Origin of the sequence: Leifsonia xyli subsp. cynodontis (genome assembly GCF_050632205.1) — a bacterium.
Taxonomy (GTDB): domain Bacteria; phylum Actinomycetota; class Actinomycetes; order Actinomycetales; family Microbacteriaceae; genus Leifsonia; species Leifsonia xyli_D.
In genome coordinates this window covers 386,479-412,063 of sequence record NZ_CP192578.1, presented here as the reverse complement: position 1 = coordinate 412,063, position 25,585 = coordinate 386,479, and the positions used below count along the sequence as shown (strand labels likewise).

Genomic DNA, 25,585 nt, shown 5'->3' with positions numbered 1-25,585 from the left:
CTAAGCGGGCAGGCGCGGCACCGACGCGAGCAGGCGCTGCGTGTACGGGTCGCTCGGTGAGCCGAGCACGGCGCGCGTCTCGCCCTGCTCCACGACGCGGCCGCCCTGCAGCACGACCGTCTCGGCGCAGAGCGACGCGACGACGCCGAGGTCGTGCGACACCATGACGACGGTCATGCCCTCGGTCGCGGCGAGTTCGCCGAGCAGTTCGATGATCTGGATGCGCGTCGTGACGTCGAGGGCGCTGACCGGCTCGTCGGCCAGCAGCACCCGCGGGCGGGAGACGATCCCGCGCGCGATCGCGATGCGCTGGCGCTGACCCCCGCTGAACTCGTGCGGATACCGGCGGGCGGCGTCCGCCGGCAGCGCCACCGCCTCCAGTGCCCGGGCGACGCGCTCACGGGCGTCGGAACCGGACGCGATGCGCAGCGACGCGAGCGGTTCGCCGACGATCCGCCCGACGCTCTGGCGTGGGTCGAGAGACGAGTACGGGTCCTGGAACACGGGCTGCACGCTGCGACGGAACCGGCGGAGCTGGTCGCGGTCGCGGGCGTTCAGCGGCTCCCCGTCGAAAAGCACGGCCCCGCTCGTGGGGCTCGCGAGCCCGAGCAGGAGCGACAGCGCGGTCGTCTTCCCCGCACCAGACTCGCCCACCAGCCCCAGGCTCCGACCCGGTTCGACGGAGAACGAGACTCCGTCGAGCGCGGCGGTCGCCGCTCGGCGATACCGGAAGCCGGCATCGCGCAGTTCGAGAATGGCGGTCATCGCACCTCCAGCGCGGTGTCGAGTTCGCGCGCGCTCCGCACCAGCTCGGCGGTGTACCGATCGCGCGGTTCGCGGAGCAGCCGGCCGATCGGGCCCTCCTCCACCACGCGGCCGCCGCGCAGCACCAGGGCGCGCTGCGCCATGCGCGAGACCACGGCGAGGTCGTGGCTGACGAACAGCAGCGACATGCCGCGGTCGGCCACCAGCCGCTCGAGCAGGGCGAGCACGTCGGCCTGAACGGTCACATCGAGCGCGGTCGTCGGCTCGTCGGCGATGAGGAGGCGCGGCCGGCAGGCGAGGGCCGCCGCTATGGCGACGCGCTGCCGCTGCCCGCCCGAGATCTCCCACGAGTAGGAGCGCGCGATGCGTTCCGGATCCGGCAGCCCCACCTCGGCCAGCGCCTCGAGCACCGCGCGGCGGAGCTCGTCGCCGCGCAGACCCAGGTGCCGGCGCAGCGGCTCCGCCACCTGCCGGCCGAGCCGCATCAGCGGATCGAGCGCGGTCATCGGCTCCTGGAACACCGTCGACGCGACGCGCCCACGGAGGGGCACAAGATCGCGCTCACGCGCGCCGACGACCTGCGTTCCGTCGAGGAGCACGCTGCCCGTGGCGGACAGCCCCTCCGGCAGCAGCCCGGTCAGCGCGAACGAGGTCAGCGACTTGCCCGATCCCGACTCCCCGATCAGGCTCAGCCGCTCCCCGGCGCCAGCCGGAACGACACCTCGTGCACGAGCTCGACGCCGTCGCGGGTCGCCACCGAGAGCCCCTGAACATCGAGCACGTCGGACGTCCTGTCGCTCACCGCGTCCTCCTCCGGGTCGGATCGGCCACATCGCGCAGCCCGTCGGCGATGAGGTTGACCCCGATCACCAGCACGACCAGCGCCACGCCGGGAGCGATCGCGCCGACCGGCGCGGTCGACACCGTCCCTTGCGCCTCCTGCAGCATCCGCCCCCAGGATGCGTTGGGCGGCGGTGCGCCGAGGCCCAGGTACGACAGGCTCGCCTCGGCCAGCACCGCGACGCCGAATTGCAGCGCCAGGTTGACGCTGAGCGTCGGCCAGATGTTGGGCAGGATGTGGCGGGCGATGATGCCGCCCCATGACGTGCCGGATGTACGGGCCGCGGTCACGTACTGCTGGGCGAGCACGCGTTTCGCGAGCACGCGCGTCAAGCGGGCGACGACCGCCGACATGGCGAGGCCGATCGCGACGATCGCCGTACCCAGCGACGCGCCCTGCGCGGCCACGATGAGCATGGCCAGCAGCAGCGTCGGGAACGCGATCAGGATGTCGAGCACGGCCGAGAGCGTGTCGTCGACCCACTTCGTCGCGAACGCGGCCAGCATCCCGAGCGTGATGCCGACGATGGCGCCGATCACGACCGCGCCGAGCCCCACCGCCAGGGCGATGCGCGCGCCGATCATGAGCTGGGTCAGCAGGTCGCGGCCGAACCGGTCGGTGCCGAGCCAGTGCGCGCCGCTGGGCTGCTCCAGCCGGGTGCCGGACGTGTCGGACTGCGCGTACGGAAGCCAGAAGAACGAGGTCGCGGCGACGAGCACGATCAGCCCGACGAGCGCCAGACCGATGCCCAGCGTCACCGAACGCCGCGCGCGGCGCCGCGCCCGGCTGCCGGGCTCGGGTGCGGCCGCCTCGGTCGCCTGCTCCACGACGGCGCTCATGCGTTGCCCGAGATACTGCGGCGCAGCCGCGGGTCGACGAGCCGCTGGGCGATATCGGCGAGGAAGCCCACGATCAGCACCAGCAGCGTCGAGACGAACAGGATGCCCTGGATGTTCGGGTAGTCGTGCTGCTCGATGGCCTTCAGGAGCATGCTCCCGAGCCCGGGAAGGGTGAAGACGCTCTCGACCACGACCGCGCCCAGGAACGTCGTTGCCAACTCGATGCCGAGCACCGAGATCACGGGAACCGCGCCGTTGCGCAGACCGTGACGCCACATCGCCCGCCCGAAGCCGGAGCCGAGCGCCCGGGCGTTGCGGAGATAGTCGCTACCGATGACATCCAGCGTCGCGCTGCGCACATAGCGGGAGATGGATGCGCTCATCACGATGGCGATGGTCACGACCGGCAGCGCGAGGGAGGTCAGGGCCGCCGACGGATCCTGCCAGTCGTCGCGCGGGAACCCGCCGGACGGGAACCAGCCGAGGGTGATGGCGAATACGTCAACCAGCAGGATGCCGACCCAGAAGACCGGCACCGCGATCCCGAGCTGCGAGAAAGCGGAGAGCACGATGCCGTACCAGCGGTCTGCTTTCCAGGCCGCGACGAAGCCGATCGGCAGCGCCAGCACGAGGGCGAGCGCGAACGACAGCAGGGTCAGCGGCACGGTGACCGACAGGCGCGCCGCGATCTCGGGCCCGACCGGCAGCGAGCTGATGAACGACTCCCCCAGGTTCAGGGTCAGCAGGCTGCCGAACCAGCCGAAGAACTGCTGCAGCAGCGGCTGGTCGCTGCCCACCTGACGCTGCGCCGCCGCGATCTGCTCCTTCGTCGCCCCGACCGAGAGCAGGGCGTTCGACGGGTCGCCGGGCAGCACGCGCAGCAGGAAGAACAGCACGACCATGGCCAGCAGCAGCGACACCACGAGGAACGCGGTGCGGCGGAGGAGGTAGAGAGCCATGATTTTTCAAGCGTAGATGCTCGGGGAACCGGCCGACCGGCTCCCCGAGCATCTGTGGATGGTGCGGGAGGGTGTCTACTTCTTGACGATGTCGTAGGCGAAGAACTGCGAGTTCAGCCCGTTCACCGGGTAGCCGCTCACGCTGCTGTCGGCGACGACGATCTGCGGGTACAGGTACAGCCACGCGCTGGCGGCGTCCTTCGCGATCTGCTCGTTGACCTGCTTGAGCTTCGCGGTCTGTTCCGCGGTGGTGCTCGCCTGCTCAGCCTCGTCCACCCACTTCGTCACCTGCGGGTTGTCGTAGCCCCAGTAGAAGTCCGGGTTGCCGTACCAGACCACGTCGCGGTCGTTGACGTGCTCCTGCAGGGTCGCGGTGAAGTCGTGGTTCTTGAACACCTTGGTGTACCACTCGTCCGCCGAGATGGAGTTGATCTTGACGGTCACGCCGACCTTCGCGAGCTCGCTCTTCAGAAACTCCGCCACAGCCGGGTGCGGGTCGTAGGTCGGAGTGTCGAGCGTGAAGCTGAAGCCGTTCGCGAAACCGGCCGCGGCCAGCTCCTTCTTGGCCAGGTTGACGTCGTACGGGTTCACCTTGGTGAGGTCCTCGTACCAGGGGTCGCTCGGCGGGACCATCGAGCCGATCAGCGAACCGTAGTCGCCCCAGATGGAGTTCAGCAGCTTCTTGGTGTCGATGGCCGAGTAGACCGCCTTGCGTACCTCGACGTTGTTGAACGGCGCGACCTTGTCGTTGAACGCCAGGAGCTCCTTGGTCGTCGACTTGCCGTCGGAGATCGTGTAGGCCTTGTTGTCCTTGAACGTGCTCAGCGCATCCGGGCTCTGGATGCTCGTCACGATGTCGACCTGCTTCGTCTGCAGCGCGTTCGACAGGGCGGAGGCGTCGGTGAAGTAGTCGAACTCGACTGCCTTGTTCTTCGCCTTGTTGCCCCAGTACCCGCTCCAGCGCTCCAGGCTCAGCGAGCTGCCGCGCTTCCAGGTGCCCAGCGTGTAGGGGCCGGTGCCGTCTTCCGCGGTCTTGTAGTTGGACGTGCCCGGGCCGTAGATCCAGACGTAGCTGAGGTTGTACGGCAGCGAGATCGAACGCGTCTTCAGCGAGATCTTCACGGTCTTGGCGTCCGGGGTGTCGATCGACGAGATGACGGCGAGCTGCGACTTACGGGCGGACTGCGAGTCCTCCGAGGTCACGCGCTCGATGCTGCGCTTCACGTCCGCGCTGGTGAGCGCCTTGCCCGAGTGGAACTTCACGCCGTCGCGCAGCGTGAACGTGTAGGTGAGGCCGTCCTCGCTCGCGGTGTACGTGCTGGCGAGCAGGGGCTCCACCTTGCCGTCGTCCGTCAGCTTGAACAGGCCCTCGTAGACGTTGCCGTTCAGCGCCTCGGTGACGCCCTGGCCACCGCCCGCGGTGTTGTCCAGGTTGACGGGCTCGTAGAGCGAGCCGATGGCGATGGATGCGTCGCTGCCGGCCGACGAGGACGACGAGCCGCCGCCCGCGCAGCCGGCCAGCGCCAGGGCGGCGGTGACACCGACGGCGAGCGTCGCGAACAGGGAAGACTTTCTCACGGGTTCTCCAGTGCTGTGGGGGTGGGATGTGACGTGCGGTGCGGCCGGACGGCCGGCTCAAGGCGAGCTCAGTGCGTGCCGCTGCGGAAGACCACGCGCTTCTCGCCGGCGGTGACCGGCTCGGAGAAGCGGTTGTTCCGCGGCGGGAGCGGACAGTTGTACTGGTCCGAGAAGCCGCAGGGCGGCACGAAGGCGCGGTTGAAGTCGAGGACGACGCGGTCGCCGTCCCGCTCGACGAAGAGGAAGCGGCCGGACGCGTAGGTGCCCTCGTCGCCCTCGGCGCCGTTGCTCGGGTCGCCGAACACCAGGAGCAGCGTGCCGTCGTCGTCGAAGGCGCTCAGCGTGTACGAGACGCCGTCGCGCTCGAACGCGATGTCGCCGGGGACGACCAGGTCGCGGGTGAGGCCGTTGTCGCGGATGTGCTCGAACGGGATGGTGCGGTCGTCGCTGACGGGGCTGAAGGTCGCCTCGATGACCCAGCTCGGGTCGAACGGGAACACATCGATCGTCTCGAAGTCGCGGATGGCGGGCGAGTCCGCGTCCCACAGGCGGATGCCGCGCTCCACTTCGCCCGTCTCGAGGCTGCGCCGGCTGAGCGCGGTCGCCGTGACGGTCTCGGGATGCCCGGCAAGCGCATCCTGAGGCGTGGTGGTGTCGCCCGCGGGGAGCCACCGCGTCTCGATCAGCGCCAGGTTGCCGGTCGCCGCGGTGACGCCGTTCAGGCGGCTCTGCCGCCAGGCGTCCCAGCCCGCGCGGGCGCGCTCGATGGTCTCGGGGGAAGCGGAGGTCTGTGTGAAGAGATCGGTCACGATGTCGGACATAACCATCCGAGTGTGCGGCTTGTTCCCGCCTGCGACCTATTCGTGTTGCTCCGTGTTGCGCGGATCAGCCGCGCGGGAGGTGGCCCGGACCACCGGCGGGGCGACGGCCAGCACTCCGGCCACGACCGCGGGGACGAGCAGCGCCCAGCCGAGGTCGGGCCGCGCGAACAGGCCCTGGAAGCAGCCGACGGCGACGGCGAACTGCAGGATCTGGATGGTGAGAGCCGACGCCCGCGCCCACCCGCGTCTGCGCGCGAGGCCCACCGTCGTCGCGATCGCCCACGCGGCCGCGAGGAACGCCAGCACCGTGATGGCGACGGCGGAGGGGTAGGAGGCGGGACGCACGGTGAGTAGCTCGACCAGCAGCCACACGGCGGCGCCCGTCACGAGCAGGGCTTCCAGGCCGACGATGACCGTGAGAACGAGCAGCAGTGCGGGCCGGTTCGGGGTGGATACGGGGGCGATCTGGGGGTCGGGCACTATAGCATCCTGACGTTTCCGGCTCGTGTTCTCAGCGTTATCCCATACAAAACTATTGATTCGGAATAGTGCCTATGGGAGCATGTTCAACGGTCGAGTTAACGCTCACAGGGTCGTGGGCAGGTCTGATTCCCCACGGATCTAAGCACCCTGCAACCCGACTGCTTACCTGCATTCTATGGCCCCCTCGGGTCAGGAACCCCAGTAAACAAGGAGCACATCTTCATGGATTGGCGCGACAAAGCCGCCTGCCTCACCGCGGACCCCGAGCTTTTCTTCCCGGTGGGAAACACCGGACCCGCGGTCGACCAGATCGACAAGGCGAAGGCGGTCTGCGCGCGCTGCACCGTGACCGAGATCTGCCTGCAGTACGCCCTCGAGACCGGCCAGGACTCGGGCGTCTGGGGCGGGCTCTCCGAAGACGAGCGTCGCGCGCTCAAGCGTCGCGCCGCCCGCGCCCGCCGCGCCTCCTGAGGCCGGCCCCGTTCCACCCGCTGCACCCTGTCGGCGCGGGCCCGAACCCCGCGCACACGACACCGCCGAGGCGGCGCTCACACACCTAGCATCTGAGCGCCCCTCGGCATTTCTCTGCCGACGGCAGGCGCCTCTCCGGCGGCTTGCCGGAGGTCTTCTGGCGCCTCCCCCGGCGCGTCAGATCTTCGTGAGGTACCGCAACGGCACCTCGATGGTGACCTCGGTCCCCTGGCCCATCATGGTGTGCCAATCGATCGCGCCGCCGAGCTCGCCCTGGATGAGCGTGCGCACGATCTGAGTGCCGAGTCCACTGCCGACCTTGCCCTCCGGCAGGCCCGACCCGTTGTCGACCACTTTGACCGTGAGGGATTCCTCAGACCGGTGGGCGACGATCTCGACCTCGCCCTCCCGGCCCGCGAGTCCGTGCTCGACCGCGTTGGTGACGAGCTCGGTGAGCGCGAGCGCCAGCGGCGTCGCGTACTCGGAGGGCAGCGAGCCGAAGGTGCCCGTCTTCTTCGGGTGCACCGTCGTCGTGTGGCTCGCGGCCACCTCCGCCACCAGCAGCAGCACGCGGTCGAAGACGTCGTCGAAGTCGACGATCTGCGCCAGACCGGTGGAGAGGGTGTCGTGCACCACCGCGATGGCGGCCACGCGGCGCATGGCCTGGCTCAGCGCCTCGCGCGCCTCCTCGGAGTGGGTGCGGCGCGCCTGGATGCGGAGCAGCGACGCGACGGTCTGGAGGTTGTTCTTGACCCGGTGGTGGATCTCGCGGATGGTGGCGTCCTTGGTGATCAGCTCCCGCTCCTGGTGGCGCTGCTCGGAGACGTCGCGGCACAGGACGATGGCGCCGACACGCTCGCCGCGGTTGCGGATCGGGATGGCGCGGAGCGACACCGTGACGCCGCGCGCCTCGATGTCCGTGCGCCACGGGGCGCGGCCGGTGACGACCAGCGGGAGCGACTCGTCCACGGTGATGGTGCCGGCCAGGAGCCCGGTGGTGACGGTCGCCAGCGACTCGCCCTCGAGCTCGTCGGTGAAGCCCATGCGGTTGAAGGCGCTCAGCGCGTTCGGGCTGGCGAACGTGGTGGTGCCGTCCACGTCGAGGCGGATGAGGCCGTCGGCCGCGCGCGGAGCGCCACGGCGGGGGCGGCGGGGGCGCCCAGGTCGGGGAAGTCGCCCGTCGCGATCATGTTGAAGAGGTCGTTGGCGCACTCGTTGAACGTCAGCTCCTGGCGGCTCGGCGTGCGCGCCTCGCTGAGGTTGGTGTGACGGGTGATGACCGCGACCGGCTCGTCTGCCGTCTGGGGCGAGTGGACGGAGAGCCGGCGGATCACCGGGACCGCACGCACGCGCGTGGGGGTCTCCTCGTACCAATCGGGCGCCGACGTATCGATGATCTGCTTCGAGGAGTACGCGTCGGTGACCTGCTGCCGCCATTCGGGCTTGATCCGCTGGCCCACGAAGTCGCGGTAGAAGAGGGTCGCGGCGGAGGACGGCCGTGCGTGCGCGACGGCGACGAAGTCGTCATCGGCGGTCGGAACCCAGAGCACGATGTCGGCGAAAGCGAGATCGGCCAGAAGCTGCCAGTCGCCGACGAGCCCGTGCAGCCACTCGACGTCGGCCTCCGAGGAGCGGCCGTGGGCATGGACGAGATCGCTGAGCGTGGACACCATCCCATCCTAAAGGGGCCGTTTCTGCGCGGCCGGAAGTTATCCACAGTGCATATATAGCCTGGACCGAGTGGTGCACCCCTGCTTGAGTGAGGCATCGTACATATCACAGGTCTATTTCAACACGGACCACCGACACACCTCACCAGGGAGATCCATGCAGCACCCCGCCCCCGCCCCCGCGACCCTGACCGTGCTCCGACCGGCCGCGAGTCCGGCGCCTCCGAGCGGGGCCGACCGCGCCGACGATCTGGCGCCGATCGTCGACTCCGGCAACCCCGATGCGGCCACGCTGTGCGCCAACCTCGCCCGCTGCGTGATCGAGGTCCTGGCCGGTGCACGCCCGCTGGACCAGCTCGGCCGATGGGTGAGCGACTCCGTCTACGTGCATCTGCTGCGGCGGACCATGCTGGGGGTCCGGGCCCGCGCGGTCACCGCCGAGAACCCCTTGCGGCCCCGCATGCGGATCGGCGAGCCGCGGTTGAGCCACCCGTCGGAGGATGTGGTGGAGGCGGTGGTCCTGGTGCATCAGTCCGGACGCTCACGGGCCGTCGCCATCCGCCTGGAGCGGCACCGGGCGCGCTGGCGCGCCACCGCGATCAACGTTCTGTGACTCCGGCCGCGGTCGACTGCCGGCGCGGTTCCCGGGCGGTACTACCGGGCCTCTTGCTGGCCGTAATCGGCTGGCCGCGCCGGCGCGCTCGCCCGCTGGGCCGGCGACCGAAACGACGAACGGCGGCCCCACGAGGGGCCGCCGTTCGGAAGAGCTGCGATCAGCGTTTCTTGGCCTGAGCGCGGCGCTCCGCGCGGTTGACCGGTGCCGCCTGCTCCTCGGAGGAGTCGACGCGCTGCCCGAACGCTCCGCGCTGGTTGGCACCCTGCGCCGGGGGCGCGGCAGGCGCGGCGGACTGCTGCTGCGCGCGCTGGGCGCGTGCGGTCGCAGCCTGCTCGATCTGGCCGCGCTGGTCGCGGACCTCGACACCGCCCTGCTCGGCCGGCGCCGAGTAGCTGAGCTTGGCCTCGTTCTCGCCGCGGGCGAGACCCTTGGCGGCGACTGCGGGCGACTCCACCTCGCCCGGAGCCTGGTTGACCTCGACCTCCAGGTTGAACAGGAAGCCGATCGTCTCTTCGCGGATGGCGCCCATCATCTGCTGGAACATGGCGAAGCCCTCGCGCTGGTACTCGACCAGCGGGTCGCGCTGCGCCATGGCACGGAGGCCGATGCCGTCCTTCAGGTAGTCCATCTCGTAGAGGTGGTCGCGCCAGCGGCGGTCGATCACCGACAGCACCACGCGACGCTCGAGCTCGCGCATCGCGGGCGCACCGAGCGACTCCTCGCGACGCTGGTAGGCGATCCGGGCGTCGGACAGGATCTCACGGCGCATGAAGTCGCGGTTGATCTTGCCCTTGTTGCCGGCCTCCGAGATGACCTCGTCGATGCTGACGCCCACCGGGTAGAGCGTCTTGAGCTCGGCCCAGAGCGCGTCGAAGTCCCAGTCGTCGCCGCTGCCCTCGCCGGTGTGCTGGTCGAGGATGTCGTCGATCACGTCGGTGAGGAACTGCTGCACGCGCTCGTGCAGGTCGTCGCCCTCGAGGATGTGGCGGCGGTCGCTGTAGATCGCCTCGCGCTGGCGGTTGAGCACGTCGTCGTACTTGAGGACGTTCTTGCGGATCTCGGCGTTGCGCGCCTCGACCTGCGACTGCGCGCTTCGGATGGCGCGGCTGACGACCTTCGACTCGATCGCCATGTCGTCCGGAACGCTGCTGCGGCCCATCAGGCTCTCGGCGGCGCCTGCGTTGAAGAGGCGCATCAGGTCGTCGGTGAGCGACAGGTAGAAGCGGCTCTCGCCCGGGTCGCCCTGGCGGCCCGATCGTCCGCGCAGCTGGTTGTCGATGCGGCGCGACTCGTGGCGCTCGGTGCCGAGCACGTACAGTCCGCCCGAGTCGATGACCTTCTCGGCCTCTTCCGCGACCTGCGCCTTGACGTTCTCGAAGACCTCGTCCCAGGCGGCCTCGTACTCGTCCGGCGTCTCCACCGGCGAGAGCCCGCGCGCGTTCATCTCGGCGACCGCGATGAACTCCGAGTTGCCGCCGAGCATGATGTCCGTACCGCGGCCGGCCATGTTGGTGGCGACGGTCACCGCGCCGAGCCGCCCCGCCTGGGCCACGATCGCGGCCTCACGGGCGTGGTTCTTGGCGTTCAGCACCTCGTGACGCACGCCCTTCTTGGCGAGCAGCCGCGAGAGGTACTCGCTCTTCTCGACGGACGTCGTTCCGACCAGCACCGGCTGGCCCTTCTCGTGGCGCTTGGCGATGTCTTCGACGACCTGGTCGAACTTCGCCTTCTCGTTCTTGTAGACGAGGTCGGGCTGGTCGATGCGCTGCATCGGCTTGTTGGTCGGGATGGGGACCACGCCGAGCTTGTACGTGCTCATGAACTCGGCGGCCTCGGTCTCGGCCGTACCGGTCATGCCGGAGAGCTTCTTGTAGAGGCGGAAGTAGTTCTGCAGGGTCACGGTGGCGAGGGTCTGGTTCTCGGCCTTGACCTCGACACCCTCCTTCGCCTCGATCGCCTGGTGGATGCCCTCGTTGTAGCGGCGGCCGACCAGGATGCGGCCGGTGTGCTCGTCGACGATCAGAACCTCGCCGTTCATCACGACGTAGTCCTTGTCGCGCTTGAACAGGGCGTTGGCCTTGATGGCGTTGTTGAGGAACGAGATCAGCGGGGTGTTCGCGGACTCGTACAGGTTGTCGATGCCGAGGTAGTCCTCGACCTTCTCGATGCCGGGCTCGAGCACACCGACCGTGCGCTTCTTCTCATCCACCTCGTAGTCGACCTCGGGGGTGAGGCGCTTGGCGAGGCTCGCGAACTCGTTGAACCAGCGGTTGGCCTCGCCCGACGACGGGCCGGAGATGATCAGCGGGGTGCGGGCCTCGTCGATCAGGATCGAGTCGACCTCGTCGACGATGGCGAAGAAGTGGCCGCGCTGCACCATGTCGCTCGCCTGCCACGCCATGTTGTCGCGGAGGTAGTCGAATCCGAACTCGTTGTTCGTGCCGTAGGTGATGTCGGCCGCGTACTGCTCGCGGCGCTCCTCGGGGGTCTGACCCGCGAGGATGACACCGGTCGTCATGCCGAGGGCGCGGTAGACGCGGCCCATCAGCTCGGACTGGTAGCTGGCCAGGTAGTCGTTGACCGTGATGACGTGCACGCCGCGGCTGGCGATCGCGTTGAGGTAGGCGGCCGTCGTCGCGACGAGCGTCTTGCCCTCACCGGTCTTCATCTCGGCGATGTTGCCGAGGTGCAGCGCGGCGCCGCCCATGATCTGGACGTCGAAGTGCCGCATGCCGAGCGTGCGCTTGGCCGCCTCGCGGACCGCCGCGAACGCCTCCGGCAGGAGGTCGTCGAGGGATTCGCCGTTGCCGTAGCGCTCGCGCAGCTCGACCGTCTCGTGCGCGAGTTCCTCGTCGGTGAGTTCGCTGAAGTCGTCTTCGAGGGCGTTGACGGCTTTCGCGTACGCCTCCAGCCGACGGAGGGTCCGGCCCTCGCCGACACGGAGGACCTTTTCAAGAACTGAGGCCACTGATGCACTCCACTTTTGCTCGGTCGGACCGACGGCCCGGCGCCCCGGCGGACGCGCGCCGGACGGCAGACTCCGCCGACGCTAGACACATGCTACTTGTTCCGCCCTCGCGTTCGACCTGTCCTGCCTGAAAGGGGGCTGGACAACATCACAACGTCCGATGGCGACCGCCGCCCGGGCGGCCGCCATCGGCGCTCGTGTCGTGGCGCCGGGACTCAGCCCAGCTTGCGCGCCGCGGTGGCGACCTCCTGCAGTTCGTCGGCGTCCTCATCCAGGGAGATCACGCCGTAGTCCCAGCCCTTGCGGCGGTACACGACGCTGGGGCGCTGGGTCTCCTGGTCGACGAACAGGTAGAAGTCGTGGCCGACGAGCTCCATGTAGTAGAGCGCATCGTCGACGGTCATGGGAACGGAGGCGAAGACCTTCTTGCGGATGACGACGGGGCTGTACTCCTCCTCCGCCGCCTCAGCGGTCTCCTCCGTCTCATCGGACACGACCGGCGTACTGCCGGTCCGGACCTGGTCGAGCACGGCGACGGGCGCCGCCGCGAGGCCGACAGCGCTGAAGCCGTCGGTGCTCGCCTCCCGCAACGAGGTGGGGCGGTGCTGCCCGCGATGGACCTTTCGGCGGTCCTTCGCGCGACGCACCCGCTCGAGGAGCTTCCCGAGGGCGATGTCGAAGGCAGCGTACTTGTCCTGCCCCGTCGCTTCGGATCTCACCACCGCACGGGGGCCCACGAGCGTGAGCTCGACGCGATCGTCGCCGTTCTGACCGCCGAGCTTCTCGTTGTGGCGACTGACCTTGATCTCGAACGAGATGGCTCGTTCGGCGAGATGCGCGACCTTCTCCGATTTCTCGGTGACGTATTCGCGGAATCGGTCAGTGATGCCCAGGTTGCGTCCGATGATGTTGATGTCCATGGAGACCTCCCTGATCCGGCGTGACGACCGCCCGGTTCACGAAGGGCGGATCACTCGCGCCTTTTCGACTACCGTAGTGCGCCCGCCGCGGTTCCGATACCGGAGAACAGACGTCATTCCCCCCGGGTCTGCTGGGCGCTCCCTGAGCGTTCTCGGATCTGCGGAGCGGCGTGCGGGCGATCACCGCTGCCCCGACCACGCTTCCGCCTGCCGCACGGATCGCTCTAGCGGCCTCGGCGATGGTCGCCCCCGAGGTGAGGATGTCGTCGACGATCAGGCAGTCCCGGCCTCGCAGGCGCGCGGAGGCCACCAGACTCACGGCCCGGTTGCCGGAACGCTCCGTCGCCGTGAGCCCCGCCTGGTCGGCCGTCTGACGCGCCAGCCGGAGGGCCCGCCATAGCGGAGGCACCAGGATGTGGGCGCGAGCCAGCACGGAGCGCGTCGGATGGTAGCCTCGGCGCCGCCAGGCGCTCCGGGTCGACGGGATGAGCACCGGGAGCAGCGCCGACCTGTCGCCGCGGCGGTCCGCATCCCGCTGAGCCGCGGCGACGGCCGCCCGCAGCACCCGTGCCAGCGCGCGGGCCGCATCCGCTCGGCCTCCGTCTTTGTAGGCGATCAGCACCCTCCGGGCGATGCCCTCGTAGCGGAGCGCCGACCAGACCGCCACGCCGTCGACCGTGTCGACGCGCACAGCCGGCCGCAGCGCCGCGGTGCACTCGTCGCAGAGCGTGCGATCGAGGTTCCCGCAGCCGGCGCATCGCACCGGGAGGACGATGGCGGCGGCGTCGAGGAGGGATTCACGGACCAGGGTGTGTGCTGTCATGCATCGAGCATCCCGGTCGGGGCGTCCGGGCGGACGGGGGATGCGGAATCCGTGGAGAACTCGGCCGCCGGGCCGCCTGTGGAGAAGCTAGGGCTGCCCCTGCTGCACCGCGACCGCGCCGACCTTGTCGAGCTGCGCCTGCCATCCCGTGCCCGTCGGCGCCAGCAGCGTGCCGTCCGCACTCAGCACGACATAGGGCGCGAGGCCGGCGGCGCCGACGATGGTGCGCCCCCCGGCCGGTCCGGATGTGGTCGTCTGCTGCCCGCCGACCGTCTGCTGCGCGATCGTCGTCGCCTCCCCGTTCCCGACACTGAGCACGGCGATCGTGAGGTCGCTGGTCCAGGCCGCGGAGCGGGCGCCGGAGCCAGGGACCGCGAGCTCGACGGGCTCGGTCAGCGAGGTGGGCGATCCGTTGCCCGCACGGACGATGCCGGCCGCCATCAACGAGGTGCCGCTCGCCGTGCGCAGCAGTGCGGCGAGCCGCGTCCCGTCCCGCGACACCGCGAGCGACAGGATGGCCGTCGCGTTCGGCCAGTTCGCGGTCAGCAGGTGCACGTCTCCCCCGCTCGCTCCCGCGACCTGGATCGCTCCCGGAGACGACCCGGGCACGGACCACACCCAGCCGTCGGCGTCGAGGGAGGGTCCGATGAGTCCCGGCCGTGCGTCCGCCCGCACCGGGTCGCCGTTCTTGCGGACGGAGTACGCCCCGGCCGGCGCCAGCACGGCGGCCTGGTCGCGCGACGCGCTCAGGGTGATCGCCGTCGGGCGCAGCGCGGCGACCTTGTCGCTCAGCCCGCTCAGGCCGGTGACGGTGTCTCCGTTGAGCGGCCCGAAGACATCGCCCCGGTAGACATAGGAGTGCGAGTCGACCGACGGGTTGCGCACGGGGGCCGCCGACGCGCTCAGCGACGGCACCTGCTGCGCGTTGCCCTCGATCGACAGCTGCACGCTCTGCGCCAGGCTGCCGAGCGACTGCTCCAGCTGGTACTGCATGCGCTGCAGCTGCGGAGGGTCCGCCTGCGCGGCCTCCGAACTGAGGTCGACGTGCGCGACCCCGCCGCCGGTGGTCACCGACGGCACCGCGAGCTGGGTGCCCTTGGGGAACGCGGTCGTGACCGCCCCCGCGAGCCACGGCGCAGGGCCCGCGAGCAGCGAGCTCGCCACGCGCGTCGCAGCCGAGGCGACGCGCGCCGGGAACCAGCGCGCGTCCGGTACCAGGTACGTGTTCCCCGGGCTGTAGAAGTACAGGTTCTGCTGCGTGTACACCGCGCGGAACGTCGGATCGTCGATGACGACGCCGTCCGGCGCGACCGAGATGCGCCACTCCCCGTTCTCGCGGACGAGCTGATAGTTGAGCCCGACCGGAGCCGTGCTGCCGACGGGGTGGTACGACCCGACCGCGTCGACGTTCGCGACCGGGGTCACCTCCACCCGCCAGAGCGACCCCTGGTCGTCGTAACTGCGGTTGCGGCCGTCGTCGACGGTGACGGACTCGTCCGGGTTCCAGTTGGCCGCCATCGCGTGGGTGAGGTACTCGCGGGCGATCTGGAAGTTGTTCTTCGGACTGGAGGCGGCGTCGATGAAGCCCTGCACGATCCGCTGCTGGCTGGCCCCCTTCTCGGGCGGCGACGGGTTGAAGTCGAGGTCGAGCGGGTCGTTCACCTGCGCGACCGGGCCGCCCTGCCGCACCGGCCCGGAGTCCGGGATGCTGGCGCACGCGGCGAGCGCCGCCAGCAGCACCACGGTGAGCGCGGCGACGGCGGAGCGGACCGCCGGTGGACGTCTGCGCCGGCTCATGCGTGCGCCTCCTTGCCCGCGCCCGCGGGCTGGGGCATCGTCGCGCCGGCGTCGACGGGCGGAAGCGGCAGGGGCGAGCCCGTGATCTCGCGTCCGGTCACCCGCGGCAGCGTCAGCCGGAAGCAGGAGCCTGCACCCGGGGCGGACCACACCTGCAGCCAGCCGGCGTGCAGCGTGGCGTCCTCCAGCGAGATCGCGAGGCCCAGGCCGGTGCCGCCGAGGGTGCGCTTGCGCGACGGGTCGGCGCGCCAGAAGCGGTCGAAGACGTGCGCCATGTCCTGGGCGCTCATGCCGATGCCGTAGTCGCGGACGGTCAGCGCGACGGCGCTCTCGTTGCTGTCCACGGTGACCACGACGGGCCGTCCCTCCCCGTGCTCGATCGCATTCCCGATGAGGTTGCGGACCACGCGGCGGATGCGCCTCGGGTCCATCGGCACGTCGAAGTAGCCGCCCGGCGCATCCAGGGTCAGCTCGGAGCCGTTCTGCTCGGACAGGGTGCGCAGCTCGTCGACGCAGTCCTCCGCGAGGCGCACGAGGTTCGTCGGCTCGGCGTCGAGCACGACCGAGCCGGCGTCGTAGCGGCTGATCTCGAGCAGGTCCGAGAGCAGGCGGTCGAACCGCTCGATCTGGGTGTGCAGCAGCTCGGCGGTCCGGGCGGTGGCGGGAGCGAACCCTTCGCGCTGGTCGTAGATCACGTCGCCGGCGAGGCGGATGGTGGTCAGCGGCGTGCGCAGCTCGTGCGACACATCCGACACGAAGCGCTGCTGCAGCTGAGAGAGCGTGGCCAGCTGGTTGATCTGGCTCTGCAGACTGTCGGCCATCCCGTTGAAGGAGCGGGCGAGCGTGGCGAAGACGTCCTCCCCCGCTCCGGGATGCGCACCGCCAGGTCGCCGGCCGCCAGCCGCTCGCTGGTCCGGGCGGCGACGCGGATGGGCTCCACCACGAACCGCACGATGACCCACGTGATCGCGCCGATGAGCAAGATGAGCGCGAGGCCCGCGAGGAGCAGCGTGTTCTGGACGAACAGCAGGGTGTTCTCCGAGTCGCGCAGGTTGTAGCCGATGTACAGCTCGTACTTGCCGTACGACGGGAGGCTGAGCTGCGATCCCACGACGATGCCCGGGTCGGTGTCGCCGTTGCCGGCGGGGAGCGCGACCGACTGGTAGTACTGCTTCGTCCCGCCGGTCTGCACCTTCGCGCGCAGCTCGGGTGAGATGACGGAGTTCATGGCCGGGCTGCCGCGGTCCGGCGGCGCGAGGATGCCGGTGTCCTGCCCGGGGACACGGTAGGCCGCGACGAGTCGGCTCGAGGTCGAGGCCTGGACGCTCTGCAGTACCGTGTTGAGCAGGTTCTTGCCTGCATCGCCGGAGGAGACGTCGGAGGCGTTGAGCGTCGTCTGCGCCGTCGTGGTGGCGCGGCTGGAGTCGCGCAGGGCCTGGTCGAGCCGCGACTGGTACAGGTCGTTGCTGATGCTGAGCGCCATGTAGACGCCCGTGACGAGGATGGCGACGCCGGTCAGCAGCAGCGTGATGGCGACGGTGCGCAGCTGCAGCGAACTGCGCCACGCGCGCCGGAGCCGGGACGGCGCCTGCCGCCACCAGTCCCGCGTCGGCCACCAGCGCATCCCGGCCTCCGCGGGCTACGCAGCCGCGCCGGCGCGGTAGCCGACCCCGCGCACGGTCATGACGATCTTCGGGTTGTCCGGGTCCTGCTCCACCTTCGCGCGCAGCCGCTGCACGTGCACGTTCACGAGACGCGTGTCGGCCTTGTAGTGGTAGCCCCAGACCTGCTCCAGGAGCATCTCGCGGGTGAACACCTGCTGCGGCTTGGAGGCGAGGGCGAGCAGGAGGTCGAACTCGAGCGGCGTCAGAGCGATGCGCGCTTCGCCGCGGCGCACTTCGTGGCCCGCCACGTCGACGACGAGGTCGCCGACGGTGAGCTCGTCCGCGGGCGGGGCCGCCGGCGTCGGCCGCAGGCGGGTGCGGATGCGGGCGACCAGCTCCTTCGGGTTGAACGGCTTGACCATGTAGTCGTCGGCGCCCGACTCGAGGCCTTTGACCACATCCGCGGTGTCGGACTTGGCGGTGAGCATGATGATGGGCGTGCCGGACTCGGCGCGGATGCGCCCGCACACCTCGATGCCGTCGAGGCCCGGAAGCATCAGGTCGAGGAGGACGAGGTCGGGCTTGGCCGAGCGGAAGGTGTCGACGGCGAGCGACCCGTCCTCGCAGAAGACGGGATCGAAACCCTCTGTGCGCAGCACGATGCCGATCATCTCCGCAAGCGCGGTGTCGTCGTCGACCACCAGGATGCGACTAGTCATGTCGGACGTTCCCCGAACCCCTCTCGAGCGGCCTCCACCGCAGAACAACATGACCAGCGTAATGGAGCAGGCTGCTACCAGCTTGAATGAAACCACCACGTGCCCTGTGGATGGGACATCGCCGGCGAGGCCGATGTGCCAGCATGGGACCAACGCACGGGGGACGGAAGGGCACGGCGTGACCGACGAACAGAACTGGCAGGCACCCGGCTCGCAGGGGACGCCGCCGCCGGAGGGCGGCCAGCAGCCGCCGCAGCCGCCGTACGGCCAGCCCGGGTACGGCGGCCAGCAGCCGCAGCCGCCGTACGGGCAGCAGCCCTACGGTCAGCAGCCCTACGGCTGGCAGCAGCCTCCGTACGGCCAGCAGGCAGGCTGGCAGCAGCCGTCCGGCCAGCAGCCCGGCTGGACGCCGCCGCCGAAGCCCGGCCTCATCCCGTTGCGCCCGCTGACGTTGGGCCCGCTGCTCGCCGCCCCCTTCCAGGCGCTCCGGCGCAATCCGCGCATCACCGTCGGCGCCGCGCTGCTGCTGCAGGGCGTCCCCTCGATCCTGGTCACCGTGCTGATCGGCGGCGGCATCGCCCTGCTCGCGGGCCGCGTGCTCTCCGGCGATGTCGAGGACCAGCCGGCCCTGCGCGCCGGCCTGATCGGCGGGAGCATCGTCCTCGGCGTGCTGTCGCTCGTCATCACCACCGTCTTCAGCGCGCTGCTGCAGGGCGTCATCGTCACGGATGTGGCGCGCGAGACGCTGGGCGAGAAGCTGACCTTCGGCCGGCTGTGGCAGCTGGTCCGCGGCCGGTTCGGCGCCCTGATCGGCTGGACCCTGCTCTTCGCCCTGGCGTGGTTCGTCGTGATCGCGCTCCTGGCGGGCATCGTCTTCGCCCTCGCGCTGCTCGGGCCGCCGGCCGGAACGATCGGCGCGGTGCTCGTGGGCGTCGTCGGCGGTCTCGCGCTCATCCCGCTGGCCGTGTGGATCAACACCAAGCTCGCCATGGTCCCGTGCGCGATCGTGCTGGAGCGGATGCCGCTGCGTGCGGCCGTGGTGCGGTCGTGGCGGCTCACGAACGGCTACTTCTGGCGCACGTTCGGCATCATCGCGCTCGTCGCCCTGATCGTGGGGGCGATCACGCAGGTGATCGGCATCCCGTTCGGCATCGCCGGCGGCCTCATCGGCGGCGTCATCGCGCCCACGTCGGCGAGTTCCACCGACCCGACGGCCCAGATCCTCGTCGCGCAGCTGAGCGTCAACGTCGTGTCGGCCATCGTCACGTCGATCGTGGGAGCGATCGCCAGCGTCATCCAGACGGCCGCCCTCTCTCTGCTGTACATCGACCTGCGGATGCGGAAGGAGGGGCTCGACCTCGAGCTCGTCCGGTTCGTCGAGGGGCGGCAGTCCGGGCAGGAGCTCCCCGACCCGTATCTGCAGCCCGCCCCCAGGCGCAGCAGCCTCCGCAGCCACCGGCCGCGGCGGGGTGGCCCGCCGGCTGATCGTGGTCCACGTCGACATCCCGGTGGACCCGAGCTCACCGGAGGCGCAGCAGTGGCTGCGCGACGAGCTGGCGCGCCCCGAGTACCAGGCGGCGAAGCCCACCTGGTTCGACCTGGCGTCCAAAGCGGTCCAGGACTGGCTGGCGTCGCTGTTCCAGGGGCCGGGCGGCGATGCGGGTCCTGTGCTCCTGCTCGTCGTGGTGATCGTGATCGCCGGCCTCATCGTGGCCGCTTTCTTCGTCTTCGGCCGGCCCCGTGCGAACCGCCGCTCGACGCTCGAACGGCGCTCGCTGTTCGGCTCGGACGGACCGCGCTCGGCCGCCGACCTCCGCTCCTCGGCCGAGAAGGCCGCCCGCGCCGGCGACTGGGTCCTGGCGATCGAGGAGCAGTTCCGCGCGATCGCCGCCGCCATGGACGAGCGCACGCTGGTGCGCGTCACACCCGGAACGACGGCGACCGAGTTCGCCCAGTACGCCGGCACGGTCGCGCCCGACGAGCGGGAGGCGCTCCGAGAGGCGGCACGCTCGTTCGACGAGGTGCGCTACCTCGACCGACCCGGCACCGAAGCCGCCTTCCAGCGGCTCGTCGCGCTCGACCAGCGGCTGCAGCGCGTGCGCGCGACCGCAACGGCGGTGAACGCATGACCGCCCCGCCCGAGGTGCGCGACCGCCCCGGCGTGACGGCCGGCGCGGCGGACGCGGGGGCGCGCGCGGTCTCGCCGACTTTCCGCCAGACCGCTCGACGCGCGGTGCCCTGGATCGTGCTCGCCGCCATCGCCGTGCTGGTGACCCTGTTCGGCATCCTTCTCACCGGCGGAAAGGCCGGCGCGGGCACGCCGCTGGATCCGGCGAACGCGGCGCCGGCCGGAGCGAAGGCGGTGGCCCAGGTGCTCGGCGCGCAGGGCGTCGACGTCCGTTCCGTCACGACATTGCGGAGCGCACGGTCGGCCGCCGGGGACGACGCCACGGTGCTGATCTACGACCGCGAGGGCAACCTCCCTGCCGACGGCTTCCGCGCGCTGGCCGGGGACGGCCGGACCCTCGTCGTGGTCGAGCCAGGCTTCAGCGCGCTGCAGACCATCGCGCCGGAGGTGAGCGCCGCGGGCGCGCCGCGCGGACCGGTGAGCGCGGGATGCGGCCTTCCGGCGGCCCAGCGCGCGGAGCGGATCGATCCGCGCAGCACGCAGAACACGGAGGAGGTCGTGGTCCCGGGGACCTTCCGGGCGTCGGGCGACGCCGTCGCCTGCTTCGCCGATGGAGGCGGCCGGGCCTCCCTGGTGCGGACCACCTTCGACGACTCGACGCTGTACCTCATCGGGTCGGCGGGCGTGCTGACGAACGAGGGCATCGACCGGCTGGGGAACGCCGCCCTGGCCCTCAACCTGCTCGGCGGCCACCGCACGCTGGTCTGGTACGAGCCGTCGCTCGGCGACCGGCCGGTCACCGGACCGCCGGACATCGCGGCGCTCACCCCGGGCTGGGTCACGCCCGTCATGCTCCTGCTGGCGCTGGTCTTCGTGGCCGCGGCGGTGTGGCGCGGACGCCGCTTCGGACCGCTCGTCGTCGAGAACCTGCCCGTCGTCGTGCGTGCCGGCGAGACGCGCGAGGGACGCGCGCGCCTGTACCAGCGGTCGTCCGCGCGGCTCCGTGCCGCCGACGCACTGCGGGTGGGGAGCATCGGCCGGCTGGCAGGGATCGCCGGTCTGCCGTCCACCTCCACGACGGAGGAGGTCGCGGACGCCGTCGCCGCGCTCATCCGTGCCGACCGCGGCCGGGTCCGCGATGCGCTGGTCGACCGCATCCCCACCACCGACCGCGAACTGCTCGCACTCTCCGACGACCTCGCGCAGCTCGAACGCGCCGCCGAGGCCGCCGTCACGCCCGCTTCGGGCCCGACCGGAAGAATGGATGTATGACCGACGTCACGACGGGAACCGCGTTCCCCGCCTCCTCCCCCGGCGCCGCCTCCGACGCAGCGCGGCTGCGCTCCTCCCTCGCCGCTGTGCGCGCCGAGGTCGGCAAGGCGGTGGTCGGCCAGGACGGCGCCGTCACCGGGCTGATCATCGCGCTCCTCGCCCGCGGCCACGTGCTGCTGGAGGGCGTGCCGGGCGTCGCCAAGACGCTGCTCGTCCGTTCGCTCAGTCAAGCGCTCAGCCTCGACACGAAGCGCGTGCAGTTCACCCCGGACCTCATGCCGGGGGATGTGACCGGCTCCCTGGTCTACGACGGGCAGACGGGCGGTTTCGTGTTCCGCGAGGGCCCGGTGTTCACCAACATCCTGCTGGCGGACGAGATCAACCGCACGCCCCCGAAGACGCAGTCCGCACTGCTGGAGGCCATGGAGGAGCGTCAGGTCAGCGTGGACGGCGTCAGCCGCACGCTGCCCGACCCGTTCATCGTCGCCGCGACGCAGAACCCGATCGAGTACGAGGGCACCTACGCGCTGCCGGAGGCGCAGCTCGACCGCTTCCTGCTGAAGCTGACGCTCGACGTGCCCGAGCGCGACACCGAGGTGGAGGTGCTGCGCCGCCACGCGGCCGGCTTCAACCCGCGTGATCTGACCGCCGCCGGCGTGACGCCGGTACTGGGCGCCGCGGAGCTGGCCGCCGCCCGTGCCTCCGCGGCAGCCGTGGGTGCGAACGCCGACGTGCTCGCCTACATCGTCGACCTGGCGCGGGCCACCCGGCGCAGCCCATCCGTCAAGCTCGGCGTGAGCCCACGCGGCACGACCGCCCTGCTCGCGGCCGCGAAGGCCTGGGCGTGGCTGTCGGGCTACGACTCGATCACGCCCGACCATGTGCAGGCGATGCTGCTCCCGGTCTGGCGCCACCGCATCCAGCTACGACCGGAGGCGGAGCTCGAGGGCGTGGGCCCCGACGCGATCCTGCAGTCGATCGTGCAGCAGGTCCAGGTCCCGATCTAGGCGCCGGAGGTGACCGTATCCGGACGTTTCGTCGCCCTGCTCGCGCTCGGGGCGGTCCCCGTCGTGCTGCTCGGCGGCGTCGAGTGGATGGCGTACGTCGCGCTGGGCGGGTGGGTCCTGCTCTGCGTGGTGCTGGGCGCGATCGACCTGATGCTGGCCGCATCGCCGCGTTCCGTCGCGCTGGAACGCGTCCTCCCGGCGCGCGTACGGCTCGGCACCGAGGCGGTCTCGGAGCTGTACGTGACGAATACCGGGCGACGCCCCCTCCGCGGGACGGTCCGTGACGCGTGGGAGCCGTCGGCCGCGGCCGAGCCCACCCGCATGCGCATCTCGATCCCGCCGGGCGAGCGCCGGCGCCTCACCGCGTCGCTGCGGCCGTGGCGACGCGGCGAGCGGCGCGTCCGGACCGTGACCGTCCGGGCCTGGGGGCCGCTCCGCCTGTGGGCTCGACAGGCGACGCTGGAGGCGCCGGGCCGCATCCGGGTTCTGCCGCCGTTCACCGCCCGCAAGCACCTGCCGTCGCGCCTCGCACGGCTGCGCGAACTCGAGGGCAGCACGACGGTGCTGCAGCGGGGTCAGGGAACCGAGTTCGACTCCCTGCGCGAGTACGTGCGCGGCGACGATGTGCGCTCGATCGACTGGCGCGCGACCGCGCGGCGTCACGACCCCGCCGGCGGTGTCGGCGCCCGCGTGATGGTGCGCACCTGGCGGCCGGAACGCGACCGCCGCGTCGTCATAATCATCGATACGGCCAGAACCTCCGCCGCCCGCGTGGCGGACGAGCCCCGGATCGACACGGCGTTCGAATCGGCGCTGCTGCTGGCGGCGCTGGCGACGCGCGCCGGCGACCGGGTCGACATGGTCGCGTTCGACCGACTCGTGCGCGGCCGGGTGCAGGGCGCGAGCGGCCCCGAGCTGCTGTCGCGCATGGTGGATGCGATGGCCGGTATCGAGCCCGCGCTGATCGAGATGGACTGGTCGGCCGTCCCGGCGCAGGTGGCGTCCGTCACCTCGCAGCGGTCGCTCGTGGTGCTGCTCACCTCCATCGAGTCGCCGGGCGGCTCCCGGGGCCTGCTCTCGGTGCTGCCGCAGCTCACCCAGAAGCACTTCGTGGTGGTGGCGAGCGTGACGGATCCGGACACCCTTGCGGCCACCCGGCAGCGCCCCGACCGGGATGCGGTGTACCGCGCCGCGGCGGCCGAGCGCGCCCTGCTCGACCTGGGACGTGTCTCGGCGGCCGTCCGCCGGCTCGGCGGAGACGTCGTGACCGGCTCTCCCGCCGATCTGCCGCCCGCGCTGGCCGACCGCTATCTGGCCTTGAAGGCGGCGGGACGGCTCTGATCGTTGCGGCCGGCGCGGCGCGGTGCGGTCAGCCGGCGACGATGCGCCGGGCTCCCGCCTCGAATTCGGTGAGGTCGCCCGTCTCACCCGCGCGGACGGCGCGGCGGCCCAGGACCAGCATGTAGGTCAGGAATGCGGCCAGCGCCAGCGCGCCGATCGCGATCTTCGCCCAGACCGGCAGCCCCGAGGGCGTGACGAACCCCTCGATGAGGCCGGAGACGAACAGCGAGATGGCGCAGCCGACGGCGACCGTGAAGAGGGCGCGGCCGTCCTCCGCGAGCGCCTGGCCCCGGGTTCGCGCGCCCGGTGCGATCCAGGCCCAGAAGATCCGCAGACCGGCCGCCGCCGCGACGAACACGCTCGTGAGCTCGAGGAGTCCGTGCGGGAGGATGTACGGGAACATCACGTCGCCCCGCCCGTAAGCGAACATGACGCCGGCCGCGGTGCCGACGCCGACCGCGTTCTGGATGAGCACGTACGGCACGTAGACGCCTGTGATCCCGAAGGCGATGCACTGGGCGGCGATCCAGGCGTTGTTCGTCCACACCTGCCCGGCGAACGAGGCGGCCGGGTTGTTCGAGTAGTAGTCGATGAAGTCGTGCTCGACGTAGTGGCGGAGGTTCGCGTCGTCGCCGAGGTTGCGGAGCACATCCGGGTTGCCCGTGATCCAGATCGCGTACAGCGTCGCGATCACGACCGTGGCGACCGCGACCGCCAGCACGATCCAGCGGAGGCGGTACAGCGCCGCGGGGAGCTGCAGTACGAAGAACCGGGGAAGCTGCGAGAACAGGTTCGCGCCCGCACCCGTGAAGCGCAGCCGCGCGTCGGACAGGGCGAGCGAGAGCCGGTCGCCGACCGCGGTCGCCCCGGCGCTGGTCTGGATGGCCGACAGGTCCGCCGCCCCCGACTGGTACAGGTCGATCAGCCGATCGGCTTCGGGGCCGTCGAGGCGTCGCTTCGCGGCCAGCCGGGAGAGCTCCTCCCAGTCGGCGCTGTGCGCGGCGGTGTAGGCGTCGAGGTCCATCTGCTTAGATGCTATCTATGATGCAGGCCGGGCCGGGGAGCACCGCGTACGACCCCGCTGCGGTCACCGACGATCTGGTCACCGGCGAAGCGGTCGCGCTCGATGTGAAGCCCGCGAGCTACATCCTGCGGGCGGCCGGCACGATGATCGACTGGCTGACGTACATGCTCGTCATGCTGGGCTGCATCCTCCTCCTGGCCGCGACGGGCGGCGGCCTGGACGAGGCACTCGCCCGCTCGCTCGTCGTGCTGATCCTCGTCTTCGGGATGGTGGTCCTGCCGACGACGGTGGAGCTCGTGTCGCGTGGCCGGTCGCTCGGCAAGCTGGCCGTGGGCGCGCGGATCGTCCGCGACGACGGCGGCGCGATCGGCTTCCGCCACGCGTTCATCCGTGCGCTCGTGGGCGTGCTCGAGATCTTCATGACGGTCGGGGCGGTCGCCGCACTGACCGGCCTCCTCAATGCCCGGTCGAAGCGCCTGGGCGATCTCCTCGCCGGCACCTACAGCCAGCTCGTGCGCGTGCCGCAGCCACAGCCGCTCCCGCTGTACCTGGCGCCGCACCTCACCGCCTGGGCGGCGACTGCCGACGTCGCCCGCCTGCCCGACCGGCTGTCGCGGCGCATCGCGCAGTTCGTCCGCCAGGCTCCGGATCTCACCCCGGCCGCTCGCTTCGGCCTGAGCACCGAACTCGCCCGCGAGGCCGCGCCGTACGTGTCGCCTCTCCCGCCGGTCGACGCGGAGACGTTCCTCGTCGCCGTCGCCGTCTGCCGCCGCGAGCGCGACTCCCGCAGGCTGAGCCTCGAGCACGAGCGGCTTGAGCGGCTGGACCCGGTGCTCGGCGCCCTGCCGCACCGGTTCCCCGACCGCTGACCCGCCGGCCATCGAGGGCTTCGGCACCTTTCCGGTGCGCGCCTTCGCGCAGCTCCCCGCGGGGGCTGAC

21 protein-coding genes and 2 pseudogenes are annotated in these 25,585 nt (G+C 71.0%); 7 read left to right on the top strand and 16 right to left on the bottom strand.

The window, feature by feature from the left end; all coding sequences use genetic code 11:
* The 7 genes from ACQ86M_RS01970 to ACQ86M_RS01940 form a co-directional block, all read right to left on the bottom strand.
* A complete protein-coding gene (locus tag ACQ86M_RS01970; protein WP_431246861.1) occupies positions 1-765 on the bottom strand; it encodes an ABC transporter ATP-binding protein in 765 nt (254 codons plus the stop codon).
* Complete coding sequence (locus tag ACQ86M_RS01965; RefSeq protein WP_431247838.1) at positions 762-1,421, bottom strand: ATP-binding cassette domain-containing protein; 660 nt, start codon at positions 1,419-1,421, stop codon at positions 762-764. Before ACQ86M_RS01965 ends, ACQ86M_RS01970 begins: the two co-directional genes overlap by 4 nt.
* A 142-nt stretch (positions 1,422-1,563) precedes the next feature.
* Positions 1,564-2,445, bottom strand: a complete 882-nt coding sequence (locus ACQ86M_RS01960) for an ABC transporter permease (RefSeq protein ID WP_431220491.1) — start codon at positions 2,443-2,445, stop codon at positions 1,564-1,566.
* Positions 2,442-3,404: an ABC transporter permease gene (locus ACQ86M_RS01955; RefSeq protein WP_431246860.1), complete on the bottom strand. Its 963-nt coding sequence runs from the start codon at positions 3,402-3,404 to the stop codon at positions 2,442-2,444. Before ACQ86M_RS01955 ends, ACQ86M_RS01960 begins: the two co-directional genes overlap by 4 nt.
* A 75-nt stretch (positions 3,405-3,479) precedes the next feature.
* On the bottom strand, positions 3,480-4,982 hold the full coding sequence (locus ACQ86M_RS01950) for an ABC transporter substrate-binding protein (RefSeq protein WP_431246859.1): 1,503 nt from the start codon (positions 4,980-4,982) through the stop codon (positions 3,480-3,482).
* A gap of 68 nt (positions 4,983-5,050) precedes the next feature.
* Complete coding sequence (locus ACQ86M_RS01945; RefSeq protein WP_431246858.1) at positions 5,051-5,803, bottom strand: DUF1684 domain-containing protein; 753 nt, start codon at positions 5,801-5,803, stop codon at positions 5,051-5,053.
* Between the two features lie 36 nt (positions 5,804-5,839).
* Entirely contained in the window at positions 5,840-6,283 is a 444-nt protein-coding gene (locus ACQ86M_RS01940; RefSeq protein WP_431246857.1) for a hypothetical protein, read from the bottom strand.
* Between the two features lie 225 nt (positions 6,284-6,508).
* On the opposite strand from ACQ86M_RS01940, the gene ACQ86M_RS01935 reads away from it, so the two are divergent.
* Positions 6,509-6,757 (top strand): WhiB family transcriptional regulator, encoded by a 249-nt coding sequence (locus tag ACQ86M_RS01935; RefSeq protein ID WP_018190103.1) that lies wholly within the window; start codon positions 6,509-6,511, stop codon positions 6,755-6,757.
* Between the two features lie 177 nt (positions 6,758-6,934).
* Here the strand turns inward: ACQ86M_RS01935 and ACQ86M_RS01930 are convergent.
* A pseudogene (locus ACQ86M_RS01930) lies at positions 6,935-8,427 on the bottom strand (sensor histidine kinase).
* 157 nt (positions 8,428-8,584) lie between these two features.
* Here ACQ86M_RS01930 and ACQ86M_RS01925 point away from each other — a divergent pair.
* Positions 8,585-9,040: an Rv3235 family protein gene (locus ACQ86M_RS01925; protein ID WP_431220486.1), complete on the top strand. Its 456-nt coding sequence runs from the start codon at positions 8,585-8,587 to the stop codon at positions 9,038-9,040.
* Positions 9,041-9,200: 160 nt separating this feature from the next.
* Here ACQ86M_RS01925 and secA read toward each other — a convergent pair whose 3' ends face one another.
* The 7 genes and pseudogenes from secA to ACQ86M_RS01890 form a co-directional block, all read right to left on the bottom strand.
* Entirely contained in the window at positions 9,201-12,011 is a 2,811-nt protein-coding gene (gene secA, locus ACQ86M_RS01920) for a preprotein translocase subunit SecA (protein ID WP_431246856.1), read from the bottom strand.
* Between the two features lie 215 nt (positions 12,012-12,226).
* Positions 12,227-12,931 (bottom strand): ribosome hibernation-promoting factor, HPF/YfiA family, encoded by a 705-nt coding sequence (hpf, locus tag ACQ86M_RS01915; RefSeq protein WP_431220484.1) that lies wholly within the window; start codon positions 12,929-12,931, stop codon positions 12,227-12,229.
* Positions 12,891-13,754: a ComF family protein gene (locus tag ACQ86M_RS01910; RefSeq protein WP_431246855.1), complete on the bottom strand. Its 864-nt coding sequence runs from the start codon at positions 13,752-13,754 to the stop codon at positions 12,891-12,893. The genes hpf and ACQ86M_RS01910 overlap by 41 nt, the downstream gene beginning before the upstream one ends.
* 87 nt (positions 13,755-13,841) lie before the next feature.
* Positions 13,842-15,551, bottom strand: coding sequence for an LpqB family beta-propeller domain-containing protein (locus ACQ86M_RS01905; protein WP_431246854.1), 1,710 nt, complete (start codon positions 15,549-15,551; stop codon positions 13,842-13,844).
* Positions 15,548-17,175 (bottom strand): annotated as a pseudogene (gene mtrB, locus ACQ86M_RS01900) (MtrAB system histidine kinase MtrB). The gene ACQ86M_RS01905 and the pseudogene mtrB overlap by 4 nt, the downstream one beginning before the upstream one ends.
* Positions 17,176-17,190: 15 nt before the next feature.
* The gene (gene mtrA / locus ACQ86M_RS01895; RefSeq protein ID WP_431246853.1) at positions 17,191-17,874 is read right to left on the bottom strand and encodes an MtrAB system response regulator MtrA; all 684 of its coding nucleotides are present in this window, start codon (positions 17,872-17,874) and stop codon (positions 17,191-17,193) included.
* Positions 17,867-19,378, bottom strand: coding sequence for a hypothetical protein (locus ACQ86M_RS01890; protein ID WP_431246852.1), 1,512 nt, complete (start codon positions 19,376-19,378; stop codon positions 17,867-17,869). Before ACQ86M_RS01890 ends, mtrA begins: the two co-directional genes overlap by 8 nt.
* Here ACQ86M_RS01890 and ACQ86M_RS01885 point away from each other — a divergent pair.
* Genes ACQ86M_RS01885 through ACQ86M_RS01870 form a run of 4 tightly spaced genes read left to right on the top strand, consistent with a single transcriptional unit; the run spans position 19,362 to position 23,622 of the window.
* On the top strand, positions 19,362-20,003 hold the full coding sequence (locus ACQ86M_RS01885) for a DUF4129 domain-containing protein (protein WP_431246851.1): 642 nt from the start codon (positions 19,362-19,364) through the stop codon (positions 20,001-20,003). The two genes, ACQ86M_RS01890 and ACQ86M_RS01885, sit on opposite strands and share 17 nt — an antisense overlap.
* The gene (locus tag ACQ86M_RS01880) at positions 20,000-21,274 is read left to right on the top strand and encodes a DUF4350 domain-containing protein (protein WP_431246850.1); all 1,275 of its coding nucleotides are present in this window, start codon (positions 20,000-20,002) and stop codon (positions 21,272-21,274) included. The genes ACQ86M_RS01885 and ACQ86M_RS01880 overlap by 4 nt, the downstream gene beginning before the upstream one ends.
* A complete protein-coding gene (locus ACQ86M_RS01875; protein ID WP_431246849.1) occupies positions 21,271-22,281 on the top strand; it encodes an AAA family ATPase in 1,011 nt (336 codons plus the stop codon). Before ACQ86M_RS01880 ends, ACQ86M_RS01875 begins: the two co-directional genes overlap by 4 nt.
* Positions 22,282-22,290: 9 nt before the next feature.
* Positions 22,291-23,622: a DUF58 domain-containing protein gene (locus tag ACQ86M_RS01870; protein WP_431246848.1), complete on the top strand. Its 1,332-nt coding sequence runs from the start codon at positions 22,291-22,293 to the stop codon at positions 23,620-23,622.
* Positions 23,623-23,650: 28 nt separating this feature from the next.
* Here ACQ86M_RS01870 and ACQ86M_RS01865 read toward each other — a convergent pair whose 3' ends face one another.
* Positions 23,651-24,646 (bottom strand): stage II sporulation protein M, encoded by a 996-nt coding sequence (locus ACQ86M_RS01865; protein WP_431246847.1) that lies wholly within the window; start codon positions 24,644-24,646, stop codon positions 23,651-23,653.
* A 17-nt stretch (positions 24,647-24,663) separates the two neighbouring features.
* Between ACQ86M_RS01865 and ACQ86M_RS01860 the strand changes: the two genes are divergently transcribed.
* A complete protein-coding gene (locus ACQ86M_RS01860) occupies positions 24,664-25,515 on the top strand; it encodes an RDD family protein (RefSeq protein WP_431246846.1) in 852 nt (283 codons plus the stop codon).
* Positions 25,516-25,585 lie beyond the last annotated feature (70 nt).